Origin of the sequence: Megasphaera sp. DISK 18 (assembly GCF_001682955.1) — a bacterium.
Taxonomy (GTDB): Bacteria; Bacillota; Negativicutes; order Veillonellales; family Megasphaeraceae; genus Megasphaera; species Megasphaera massiliensis.
On record NZ_LUGJ01000036.1, the window covers coordinates 1 to 11,167 of the forward strand.

Sequence of the window (11,167 nt, forward strand, 5' to 3'; positions counted from 1 at the left end):
TTGAGACTTTTGAGATTTTTTTCTTTTCGTTTCTCCTAAAGATGTTCGTTAAAAAAATATAATAACGCATAAACTAGCCAATATAGTGATTTTATCTGTATTCTTGCCTTTGATTGGCATGATAATTACATATATATTAATGAAAATAATTTATACAAGTTGTAGGAGGAATGCAAGATGGCAAATAAGATCACTTTAAATGAAACATCATACTTTGGTAAGGGGGCTATTCAGGAAATCGTCACAGAAGTTAAAAACCGCGGCTGTCAGCATGTTACGGTCATTACCGACAAGGATTTAATGAAATTTAAAGTAGCGACAAAGATTACCGATCTTTTTGATGCAAATGGCATCCAGTATACGGTTTATGATCGGATTAAGCCCAATCCGACGATTCAGAATGTTCAGGACGGCGTAGCTTTTTGTAAAGAGGCAAAGACCGATATCATCGTCGCTGTCGGCGGCGGAGCCGCTATGGATACGGCAAAGGCGATTGCCATCATTTTGACGAATCCGGAATTTGCCGATGTCAGGAGTCTTGAAGGGGCGTCGCCTACGAAGAACAAGTGCCTACCGATCATTGCCGTTTCAACGACGAGCGGCACGGCAGCTGAAGTTACGATTAACTATGTCATTACAGACCCTGAAAAGCATCGTAAATTTGTCTGCTGCGATCCCCATGATATTCCTGTCGTAGCCGTCATTGATCCGGATATGGTCGCTTCCATGCCTAAAAAACTTTGTGCAGCTACCGGTATGGATGCCTTAGTTCATGCCATTGAAGGCTATATTACCAAGAATGCCTGGGAAATGACGGATATGATGCATTTGAAAGCCATTGAAATCATTAGCACCTGGCTGCGGAAATCCGTTGAAGGGGATATGGAGGCTCGCGAAAAAATGGCTCTTGGCCAATACATTGCCGGCATGGGCTTTTCTAACGTCGGCCTGGGGATCGACCATTCGATGGCCCATCCTTTGAGTGCTTTTTACGACATCCCTCACGGTGTGGCCTGTGCCATCCTCTTGGCACCGGTTTTGACCTTCAATGCTTCCGCAACGGGGGAACGGTATCGTGAAGTTGCCCGGGCGATGGGTGTTGCCGGTGTCGATACCATGAGTCAAGACGAATACCGCCGAGCCGCCATCGATGCCTGCCAACAATTAGCAGACGATGTCGGTATTCCTCGCAAACTTTCCGACCTTGGCGTTCAGGAAAAAGACATCGATTTCTTAGCCGATTCGGCTATGGCCGATGCCTGCACTCCCGGGAACCCGAGAGACGTCGAAAAATCTCAAATTGTAGCCCTCTATAAGTCGATTCTCTAATATAGAGCCCTATCAGATATATAAAGAACATACTCCCTTTTTAGCGGATCGGTTAATCAAGGATAACCGGTCTGCTTAAAAGGGAGTTTTCTTTTGGCACAGAAGGCAGGTTGTTTGGTATTCTTCATGAATCACTCATGAAGACGTGTTTTGGTGGCATCGAAATATTTTGACGACCTGTGCAGTGCCTTCTCTTTAGGCAGTACCAGTATGAAGTTACTTTTTGGGATAGAGGCGATAGACCGTTTCTAAGAATTTTTGACTGGCCGGCGAAAAGACCGGGTAGCGTTTCCAGACTAGGTAGTGGCTGGTTTTTATGGGCGGATCGAGGGGGCGGAAGGCGACGGCCGGGTCGATGGTCGGAGACAACAGGTCACGGATGATGAGGACCAGGCCCGGCGTGTAGAGGGCGAAGGGAACGGGCGTGCCGTTCATGACGTTATAGGTGGCGATGATGTCCAGTTGGTCCGAGACCGGTTTGGCCCAGTCGAAGAGCATTTGCCGGATGCCTTCTCGCTGGGCGATGACCAAGGGGCGGCCACATAGGTCTTCCGGGGTGACGGCTGTTTTTTGGGTCAAGGGATCGTCCTTTTTCATGAGCAGGCCCCATTGGGAGATATCGGGCAGGGGATGGGCATCGTAAGCGGCCTTATCCGGCCGGTCGAGGAGGACGATGAAGTCCAGGCTGCCGTGATCGAGGCGTTCGGTAATATCCGGGGCGTCGCCGACGCGAAAGGAAAAGCGGATCTGCGGATACTGCTGGTGAAGGGCCGATGCCGCTTCGAGGACCCCTTGGCGCGGTGTGCCGCCAATGGAGACGGTGCCGGTAATATCCTGGTCTGTCGAGGCGATTTCCTGCTCCGTCTTTTCCAGGAGGGCGACGATTTCTTCGGCCCGCTTTCGCAGGAGTATCCCGTCGGCCGTGAGGGTGATGCGTCGTTTGCCCCGTATAAGCAGTTGTTTTCCAAGTTCCGCTTCCAGTTCCATCAACTGTTTAGAGAGGGAAGGCTGGGCAATGTGCAGGGTTTCGGCGGCTCGGGTGATATTTTGTTCTCTGGCTGTGGCCAGGAAATAACGTAGGACACGAATATCCATGAACGAAGTCTCCTTTCTGTTTCAGGATCATTGTAGCATGACGTATCATTGCTGTAAACTATGATAATGATAGTTTATAGGTCTTTGCTATGAAAAGCTTTCGGCACTATAATGAGTGTCGTTAGGAGGAGACCTATGATGGAAGAAACAAATACAACACATCGCGTCAATCAAAAAATGTTTAAAATTGATATGCTGCACGGTTCTCTTTGGGATAAAATCCCTATGTTTGCTTTGCCGGTAGCGGCAACTGTTATTTTGGAACAACTTTTCCTGGCATCTGATTTGGCCGTTGTCGGTCATTTCAGCGGCGCCGCCAATACCATTGCCGTCGCCGGCATCGGGGCCAATATCCCGATTATCGGCTTGATTCTAAACCTTTTTATCGGCCTGGCTCTCGGCGTCAACGTCGTCATTGCCAATGCCATCGGCCGTAAGGACCGCCTGACCGTAACCCATACGGTACACACGGCCGTCGTCATGGCCTTAGTCATCGGCGTCGTCGTGGCCCTCATTGGAGAAGGCGTGGCGGCACCGCTTCTCGGTTCTCTCAATGTACCGGCTGATGTCTTGCCGTCGGCGCTGCTCTTTTTACGAATTTATCTCTTAGGACTACCGGTCATCATGCTGTATGACTTTGAATCGGCCATCTTTCGCAGCGTCGGCGATACGCGCATGCCCTTAAAGGTACTCATCGTATCGGAACTGGTGAATATTATTCTCTGCCTGTTCTTCGTCGCTGTCCTTGACCTGCACGTCGCCGGTGCCGCCTTGGCGACGGTATTGGCCAACGCCGTCAGTGCCATCATCCTGTTTCGTTTGTTGATGCGGCCCCAGCGCTACATTCAGCTGCAGATCAAAGCTATCGGCATTCATTGGGACTGCGTCCGTTCGGTTATCGCCATCGGACTTCCGGCAGGCATTCAAAGCGGCGTCTTTACCTTGGCCAACATCGTTATCCAGGCAGCCATCAATAGCCTTGGGACGAATGCCATCGCCGCTTCGGCCGCAGCTTTTAACCTTGAAATGATTACTTATGACCTGCTCAATTCTTTCAGTCAGGCCTGCACGACCTTTGTCGGCCAAAACTACGGGGCCGGTCAGCTCGACCGCTGCCGCCGCATTTTCAAGATTGTTCTCTTGGAAGATATCATCGCATCTGTCGCCGCCGTGTTCCTGATTTTCTCGTTCGGACCCTTTCTCTTATCCCTCTTTTCTCCGGATCCGGCCGTCATTGAACTGGGCATGCTCCGTTTGAAGATGATCTTCTTTGCCTATGTGTTTTCCGTTCTGTATGAAAATATGTCCGGTTATATGCGCGGTTTCGGCATTTCCTTATTGCCGGCAGCCGTTACGACCATCAGCATCTGCGGCAGTCGTCTCTTTTGGATTTTTGCCGTCTTTCCTCGGTACCATGACTTTTACTGGATCATGATGGCCTATCCGGTCAGCCTGGCCGTCACCGCCGTCTGCATTTTTGCCCTGCTCTTATGGTATCGTCCGACACACCGTTTAGGACGTGGGACGGAAAAACTGGCTTATGAAGGCTGAGTAGAATCGATATGAGCTATTCATGATGGTGAGAAATGAAAATACCTACGTAAAGCTTATAGAAAAGACGCGTAAGACGAATTGTTATTATGCGTCTTTTTCTTGTAGGATAAGAATGTAAGCTGTCATTCATGACAAGGGACTTTAATATAAATATTGAGTTTTTTGCAAATACGGAATAGCCGGCGGATTACTTTAGAATCCGGTGCCGTTAAGTACGGGCTTTCTTCGTCGAAGGAGTGATATTGTTGAGCTGCTTATTTTCGGAGGGGAGACGATTCTACGCTGCGTAGGTAGTATTATTGCCCCTTTTATTTTAAGATAATCATAGTAACGGAAAGAGGTGTAATGTATGAACTATATATCAGGAACGATGTTGAAAGAACTGCGTGAAAAAAGGAATCTCACGCAAAAAGAATTAGCTGAGAAACTGCGTATCAGCGACAAGACGATTTCAAAATGGGAGACCGAGAAGGGCCTGCCGGATATTACCTTGGTAGCCCCCTTAGCGGAAGCCCTCGGTATTTCGGTGGCAGAACTCTTTGCCGGTGAATATGCCGTCAATGATAACCGCTCGGCCAATGTGAAAAAACTTAAGTTTTACGCCTGTCCTATTTGCGGCAATATCATCACCACCTTCGGCGAAGGCGATTATAATTGCTGCGGCGTCAAATTGCCGGTCCTTACGGTGGAAGACGCTTCTTCAACTCATCAAATCAACTATGACATGATCGAACATGAGTTTTTCGTTCACATTGACCATCCCATGACTAAGGAGCACTATATTTCCTTTATGGCCTATGTAACAGCTGACCGCTATACCTTGGTTAAGCTCTATCCTGAACAGGATGCGCAGTGCCGGTTCATGAGCCGGGGCCATGGCTTTATCTATGCCTACTGCAATCGCGACGGCTTGTTTAAGATACATGTCTAGTGAATTTGTTTTTTCTGTCCTTGACCTCCTTAGGGTTAGCCCTAAAAAGTTAACTCTCAGGAGGCCTTTGTTTAGGAAAATTTGTACGTATATTTACGACTCTGTGTTATTTGTGTTATGATAAAAGCAATAAAAGTTATGATACGTATTTGTTTTTATCATGGAGGTAACGATGAGTAAACTGGATTTATTTAGAGATCATCTGGATGAAAGAGAATATCGCTATCGCGAGCTCACCGATAAGGAGGGCGTGACGCGGGGGTTTATTGCTCAACACGAGATTAAAGACAATCAGTTACTTACGGTGGTTTTTGAATTCCCAGAGGAAGAAAATTTTGTAGACGTGAGAATTTTTGATATTGCCAAGATAGAAGATTCTTCAAAACGAGAAAATTTATTGGAATTGATTAATGAACTCAATCTAAAGTATCGATTTGGCAAGTTTTTCGTCAGAGATACAGGCGATGTTGTCATGCAGTGGTCATTGTTTATCAAGGATCACTTTGATCCCGCATTTCTTCTGGATATGACTTTTATGCTCGTAGGCAATGTAGGCGAAGAGTATCCTAAGTTTATGAAACTTCAATGGACATAAAGATAACAGGTACTTCTTCATAGGAAGTTCATGTTCAATCTATTGTTCCATCGAGACAGATTGTTTTAGATGACTGTCTCATTAAATTGGTTTTACCATTCTTGCCCGTCTCCTGAGCGGGACGGAAGAACGGTATGCCCAGGCTAAAGAGGCTCTGCAGTATATCTTTGATCATATTTGTAAGTAAAAATGGGATTTATCATACTGGTTGACTGACAAAGAGGGCACGACAGAGCTTTGGGCTTAGGTCGTGCCTTCTTTTCTTACTCGGATTCTTCTGCAAAGGGGCTATTCATCAGCTGCTGTAACTGTTTGAAATTCGGTGGGAAGGCATCGTTGCCGTAGATTTCTAAGGCTTTATGGTTATTGGAAAAACGGATGGATAATTCCCATTGCTCTCCATCATTGGCGTAGGACTCATATTCTTTTTCCCAGTCCTCTATATGAAGGGCTTCGATTTTTTCTAAGAACTCAGCTTTTGACATCTTTTCCCGGGGAATGCTGTCGTTGTCATTGGGAAAAGGCCGGCGTTTCTTCGTATATATGGCCTTGTCATTACGGAAGCGGACGGTCGTTACTTCGTGGCCGCTGAAATAGCCGCCATCGGAAAATATGACGGTTTCGATATAAGGGATATGCTTGATAAATGATTTTCCTACCTTTTTCGGCTTCATGGTCACCCTTCTTTCTGAAATGCGTCTTTTCTCTTTATTTTACCACCGAAATGGTTTTGAGAAAGCATGTCGGATGGGTCTGGCGATGAGGTAAGGAGGACCAAGACGGTACATTCGATGCTCCTATTTGCGGCGCTCTCTTTGTCATATAAAGTATATATATGATATAATAAAATAAATCTAACATATATACAAAAGATGGCCGATGTGAGCCTTGTCGGTTGGAGGGAGCCAGGAAATGAAGAAGAAATGCAGTTGTTGCGGGAAGAAAAAGAAGGTTGTCCGTTTTGACGGGAAGGTATGGTGCAAGTCCTGTGTTTGGCACGAACTGAAAGAACGCAGTGCTGCGGAAGTGAAAGCAGAGGCCGTCGAAGAATTGAAAGCGCCCGACACCATGGAAAACAGGACGGCTGCGGAAGAAATGCAGGATATCAAGGAAGCCGTAAAGGGCTTGGCTACTAAGCAGAATCTGATTAAAGCAGGCACCTGTGCCGTCGGTGTTTTTGTCGTCGGAATGATTGCTGTCCATTTTGGCGCCGATCAGATGGTCTATCGTTGGCTGAATCCTTGGGCACCGTTCTAAATTGAACGCCGGTCATCGTGAGATGGTCGGCGTTTTTTATCATACGTGAAGATGGGGAGAGCCCTTTCTGGGAAAATAAAAAAAAGTCCCACCATGGTCCGCAGTGCGTTTCCGCCTTATGCGTGGTGGGCTCTATCCACTATAGTATAGCAAATTTTAGGGAAAATGTAAGGCTTATTCAATAAATGCAGCTAGATGTATACGTTGGCGTCAGTCTCATTCGGACAAGGGTGATTCTTTTGATGTAATTTAAATAGTGAGTAGCCATAAAAAATGACCTCCCGGCGTTCGTCTTTCAAAACGGACGTTAGGAGATCATTCTTTTTATGTTAAGGCTGCACGTTAAGCCTGTTTTTTGATGCGGCAGGCGACGCAGTAGATGACGGCGCACAGTCCGAGATAGGCCAGGATGCCGAGGTAGGTGGCACCCGGAGTGGTGACCCAGTCTTTTAAGAACCAGTCGACGCCGCCGATGTGGAGGACAGCGCTGATGAGGCTGCCGATAGCACCGCCGGCAACGAAGCCCGAGGCGATGGTGCTGCCTTCACTGAGACGGAGTTCATTTAAGGCTTCGTCTTTGCTGCTGTGAGAGACGAAGTAAGAGACTAAACCGCCGATGAGGACCGGCGTGTTGATTTCCATAGGAAGGTACGCGCCGAGGGCGAAGGCCAACGGCGGAACTTTCATCATCCACAAGATGAAGGCGAAGAAGGCGCCGGCCATGTAGAGCGGCCAGGGAGCGGCACCGCCGTCCATCATCGGTTTGACGATGGCGGCCATGGCATTGGCCTGAGGAGCGGCTAGGGCACCGGGGCCGGTGTAGCCGTAGGCGTGGTTCAAGAGGAAGATGACACCGACAGAGACGAAGCTGGTGACGATGATGGAGACGATTTGCCACTGCTGCATTTTCTTCGGCGTGGCGCCCGTGAGGTAGGCGACTTTCAGTTCCGACATGAAGTTGCCGGCAACGGCCAAGGTGGCGCAGAGGAAGGCGGCCATCATGAGGATGGCGATGATGCCGGAACTGCCGCTCATGCCGGCGTTGCCCATGAGGACGGCCGATACGATGATCATAAAGATGGTCATGCCCGAGACCGGTTCATTCCCCGTAAAGGCGATGGAACTGATGCCGACGACGGAGAGCATGAAGGAAAAGATGATGATGATGGCACCGGCCAGAAGGGTCTGGGTGATGTTCTGGGAGCAGGTGACATGGAAGAAGAGGATGAATAAGGCATCCATGGCTAGCGTCCCGGTGACGATCTGGCTCATGGGCATATCCTGCTGGGTACGGAGAAGATCCGTTGCCGAAGCGCCCTTCGATGAGAACATGTCTAGGGCCGCTCTTTTCATGACCCGGCCGACGACGCCCGACATGGATACCAGGCCGATGATGCCGGCCATGGCCAGCATGCCGATGCCGATGTGGCGGACGTACTGGGAGAAGACGTCGTCAATGGAGGCATTGGCCAAGAGAACCGTCTGGCCGCCAATGGTCATGACGTGGTCACCGCCGAGATAGTAGACGACAGGGATACAGACGAACCACGAGAAGAAGGAGCCGGCGGCAATGATGGCGGCGTAGCGAAGGCCCGTGAAGTAGCCGATGCCGAGGAGGGCTGCGTCGTTATCGAGGCTGAAAGCCAATTTGTATTTATCGGCTGCCGCCTGGCCCCAGGAAAAGGTCAGGGTCGACAAGACTTCCTGCCACCAACCGAGGCTGTTGAGGACAAAGTCGTAGGCCATGGCCAAGAGTCCGCTGAAGACCATGACTTTAGCCTTAGAGCCTTCGTTGCAGCTCAAGACTTCAGCAGCGGCCCGACCCGACGGGAAGGGGTAGGCTGCGTCCATTTCTTCGCAGAAGTAGCGGCGGAAGGTCGTGGCCAAGAGGACGCCGAGAACGATGGGAATGACCATTTCGGCAAAGGATAATTGACTGTCAAGCTGCAGGATGAAAAGGGCCGGCAGGATGAACATGACGCCGCCGATGATGTTGGTACCGGCACTGGCAATAGCCTGGATGTGGACCGTTTCCGGGAAGGCGTTTTTGCGCTTGAAGAGAACGGCCATGCCCATAGCCAGGACCGAGACCGGGGCGAAGGCGTCGACGGTCTGGCCGATTTTCAGACACAGATAGCCGACGGCTAAGGCGAAGAGGGCGGCAAAAAAGAGCCCCCAGCCGACGACGTAAGCGTTGATTTCAACATAGCTTCTGTCCGGAGCCATGGGCGGGGCATAGTGTCGTCCGTCGGAATTTGGTGAAGACATAAGAAAAACCTCCTAAAAGTATAAAGTTTCATTGGCAAATCAAACGATTAACCCATTATAGACTCTTTAATTTTAGAAGAACGACGCTGGTCTGTCAACGATGGCTTTACGAGAATTTTACGGATAAAATTATATAATTAAAAACAATTCTTAATTGATAAATTTTTAATTATAGAGTATAATAGTGGACATAAGAGAGTCGCAATATGCGAATGCACTATTCTTACAGTCCTTATAAAGGAGGTTCTTCTATGAATATTGTAGTTTTAGTAAAGCAAGTTCCGGCAGTTTCTGAAATCGAAATTGCGCAAGATAATAACCTGGTCCGTGTCGGTGCTCCGTCGATGTTAAATCCCGTTGACAAGCATGCCATCGAAGCAGCGATTGCAGTCAAAGACGCAGTGGGCGGCACGGTTACCCTTATCACCATGGGCACGGCTCAGGCCGCGGAAGTCATGCGTGACGGCATCGCAGTCGGTGCTGATAAAGGCGTTCTCGTATCCGATGAACGCATGGCCGGGTCCGATACCTTAGCTACGGGCCTGATTTTAGCAAAGGCTATTGAAAAGATCGGCGACGTCGACCTGGTATTCACGGGCAAACGTTCGACCGATGGCGATACGGGTCAGATTCCTCCGGCCGTTGCTCAGTATTTGAACATCTCTCTCGTTTCCTATGCTGATTCCATCAATGTCGAAGGCTCGACGATTACGGCAACCCGCGCCAATCACGGCGGCGTTGAAACGGTTCAGGCCCAGTTACCGGCCGTCGTTTCTGTTACGGATAAGAGCAATACGCCGCGTTCTCCGAAAATCCGCGGTAAGATGGCTGCCAAAAAGGCTGTCTTCGATGTATGGCGTATCGAAGACTTGGGCCTCGATGCAGCAAGTGTTGGCAAATCCGGTTCGGCAACGAAAGTTACGGAAATGTTCGCGCCGGAACCGAATCCCGTCGGTATCATGGTCGAAGGGAATACCCCGGCGGACCTTGCGGCTAATCTCGTTAAAGATCTGACTGCCAAGAACTTACTGTAAGGAGGGCTCTGAACATGGAATTAAAAAACAACATCAGCGTATATATTGAAGTTGCCGGCAGTGCCTTGAGCACGCTGAGCATTGAATTGTTGGGCAAGGCTCGTCAGCTGGCTGACAAAAAGGGCGAACAAGTCGTCGCGTATATCGTCGGTGCCGATACGAGCAAAGCGGCTGAAGAAGCGATTTCCTATGGTGCAGACGCTGTCGTCGCCGTAGAAGATCCGGTACTCGAAGGCTATGACTCGGCCTTGTATACGAAGGCCATTGCAGCTTTGGTCGAAAAATACGCACCGAGCGTCATCCTCATTGGCGGTTCTCCCAACGGCCGTGACCTTGGCGGCCGCCTGTCGGCTAAATTGAAGGTCGGCCTCGTTGCCGATTGCATCGACGTCCTCCACGAAGGTGATGACGATACGCTTACTTGGATTCGTCCGGCCTTCACGGGTAAACTCCTGGTTAAGATTCAGACGACGACTCGCCCGCAGCTCGGCACGGTCAGCGATAAAATCTTCCACGGTGTCCCGGCTGATCCGTCCCGCAAGGGCGACGTCATCAAAGAAAAAGTCGATTTCAGCGGAGATGTTCCGACCATTAAAGTAACTAACTTTGAAGCCGTCGAAAACGTAGCTGAAAGTCTGTCCATTGAATCGGCTGATATCGTCGTCGGCGCCGGCCGCGGCGTTCAGAACGAAGAAGGCATGAAAGCTGTCGAAGCTTTTGCTCAGCGTATCGGGGCTGCCTTCGGCGTTTCCAAACCCCTCGTCGATAACGAATGGGCTCCCCATGATTTGCAGATCGGGATTACGGGCAAGAAGATTGCGCCGAAAATCTACATCGCCATGGGTATTTCCGGTGCTATCCAGCATAAATTGGGCGTTCAGGATGCTGAATTGATCATTGCCGTCAATAAAGATCCCGATGCTCCGATTTTCGAATTCGCCCACTACGGCATCGTTGGTGATCTCTTTGAAGTTATGCCGGAATTGGAAAAACAAATTGCCAAGATCAAAGGATAAAAACCTGGCTGTGAGCCTTTCGTTCAGGTCATAGCAGGCTGTATAAAAGAGCTTTTCTACAATGGCGTATGAACTGCTACCCGTCAAG

Annotated in this window: 10 protein-coding genes; 7 read left to right on the forward strand and 3 right to left on the reverse strand. The window is 49.3% G+C overall.

Features of this window, described 5'->3' with window-relative positions:
• Nucleotides 1–177 precede the first annotated feature (177 nt).
• Nucleotides 178–1,329, forward strand: coding sequence for a lactaldehyde reductase (gene fucO / locus A0U42_RS08420; protein WP_065360598.1), 1,152 nt, complete (start codon nt 178–180; stop codon nt 1,327–1,329).
• Nucleotides 1,330–1,545: 216 nt separating this feature from the next.
• Here fucO and A0U42_RS08425 read toward each other — a convergent pair whose 3' ends face one another.
• A complete protein-coding gene (locus A0U42_RS08425; RefSeq protein ID WP_065360599.1) occupies nt 1,546–2,424 on the reverse strand; it encodes a LysR family transcriptional regulator in 879 nt (292 codons plus the stop codon).
• A gap of 135 nt (nt 2,425–2,559) precedes the next feature.
• Between A0U42_RS08425 and A0U42_RS08430 the strand changes: the two genes are divergently transcribed.
• The 3 genes from A0U42_RS08430 to A0U42_RS08440 all read left to right on the forward strand — a co-directional run bounded on the left by A0U42_RS08430 (nt 2,560) and on the right by A0U42_RS08440 (nt 5,504).
• On the forward strand, nt 2,560–3,975 hold the full coding sequence (locus A0U42_RS08430) for an MATE family efflux transporter (protein WP_218055538.1): 1,416 nt from the start codon (nt 2,560–2,562) through the stop codon (nt 3,973–3,975).
• Nucleotides 3,976–4,327: 352 nt separating this feature from the next.
• Complete coding sequence (locus A0U42_RS08435; protein ID WP_065360600.1) at nt 4,328–4,909, forward strand: helix-turn-helix domain-containing protein; 582 nt, start codon at nt 4,328–4,330, stop codon at nt 4,907–4,909.
• 172 nt (nt 4,910–5,081) lie between these two features.
• A complete protein-coding gene (locus A0U42_RS08440) occupies nt 5,082–5,504 on the forward strand; it encodes a YbjN domain-containing protein (RefSeq protein WP_065360601.1) in 423 nt (140 codons plus the stop codon).
• Nucleotides 5,505–5,767: 263 nt separating this feature from the next.
• Here A0U42_RS08440 and A0U42_RS08445 read toward each other — a convergent pair whose 3' ends face one another.
• Nucleotides 5,768–6,178, reverse strand: coding sequence for a hypothetical protein (locus tag A0U42_RS08445; RefSeq protein ID WP_065360602.1), 411 nt, complete (start codon nt 6,176–6,178; stop codon nt 5,768–5,770).
• Nucleotides 6,179–6,416: 238 nt separating this feature from the next.
• Here A0U42_RS08445 and A0U42_RS08450 point away from each other — a divergent pair, with 238 nt between their 5' ends.
• On the forward strand, nt 6,417–6,761 hold the full coding sequence (locus A0U42_RS08450) for a hypothetical protein (protein ID WP_065360603.1): 345 nt from the start codon (nt 6,417–6,419) through the stop codon (nt 6,759–6,761).
• Between the two features lie 342 nt (nt 6,762–7,103).
• On the opposite strand, the gene A0U42_RS08455 is transcribed toward A0U42_RS08450, so the two are convergent.
• Entirely contained in the window at nt 7,104–9,029 is a 1,926-nt protein-coding gene (locus A0U42_RS08455; protein WP_065360604.1) for an OPT family oligopeptide transporter, read from the reverse strand.
• A gap of 251 nt (nt 9,030–9,280) precedes the next feature.
• Here A0U42_RS08455 and A0U42_RS08460 point away from each other — a divergent pair, with 251 nt between their 5' ends.
• Together A0U42_RS08460 and A0U42_RS08465 are read left to right on the forward strand one after the other, a co-directional pair.
• Complete coding sequence (locus tag A0U42_RS08460) at nt 9,281–10,063, forward strand: electron transfer flavoprotein subunit beta/FixA family protein (protein ID WP_044504004.1); 783 nt, start codon at nt 9,281–9,283, stop codon at nt 10,061–10,063.
• Between the two features lie 14 nt (nt 10,064–10,077).
• Nucleotides 10,078–11,079 (forward strand): electron transfer flavoprotein subunit alpha/FixB family protein, encoded by a 1,002-nt coding sequence (locus A0U42_RS08465; RefSeq protein WP_065360605.1) that lies wholly within the window; start codon nt 10,078–10,080, stop codon nt 11,077–11,079.
• Nucleotides 11,080–11,167 lie beyond the last annotated feature (88 nt).

Bases quoted from the DNA above. Each gene is read 5' to 3' on its own strand.
- fucO (WP_065360598.1), top strand. From the start codon at position 178: ATGGCAAATAAGATCACTTTAAATGAAACATCATACTTTGGTAAGGGG.
- A0U42_RS08440 (WP_065360601.1), top strand. From the start codon at position 5,082: ATGAGTAAACTGGATTTATTTAGAGATCATCTGGATGAAAGAGAATAT.
- A0U42_RS08445 (WP_065360602.1), bottom strand. From the start codon at position 6,178: ATGAAGCCGAAAAAGGTAGGAAAATCATTTATCAAGCATATCCCTTAT.
- A0U42_RS08455 (WP_065360604.1), bottom strand. From the start codon at position 9,029: ATGTCTTCACCAAATTCCGACGGACGACACTATGCCCCGCCCATGGCT.
- A0U42_RS08425 (WP_065360599.1), bottom strand. From the start codon at position 2,424: ATGGATATTCGTGTCCTACGTTATTTCCTGGCCACAGCCAGAGAACAA.
- A0U42_RS08460 (WP_044504004.1), top strand. From the start codon at position 9,281: ATGAATATTGTAGTTTTAGTAAAGCAAGTTCCGGCAGTTTCTGAAATC.
- A0U42_RS08435 (WP_065360600.1), top strand. From the start codon at position 4,328: ATGAACTATATATCAGGAACGATGTTGAAAGAACTGCGTGAAAAAAGG.
- A0U42_RS08450 (WP_065360603.1), top strand. From the start codon at position 6,417: ATGAAGAAGAAATGCAGTTGTTGCGGGAAGAAAAAGAAGGTTGTCCGT.
- A0U42_RS08465 (WP_065360605.1), top strand. From the start codon at position 10,078: ATGGAATTAAAAAACAACATCAGCGTATATATTGAAGTTGCCGGCAGT.
- A0U42_RS08430 (WP_218055538.1), top strand. From the start codon at position 2,560: ATGATGGAAGAAACAAATACAACACATCGCGTCAATCAAAAAATGTTT.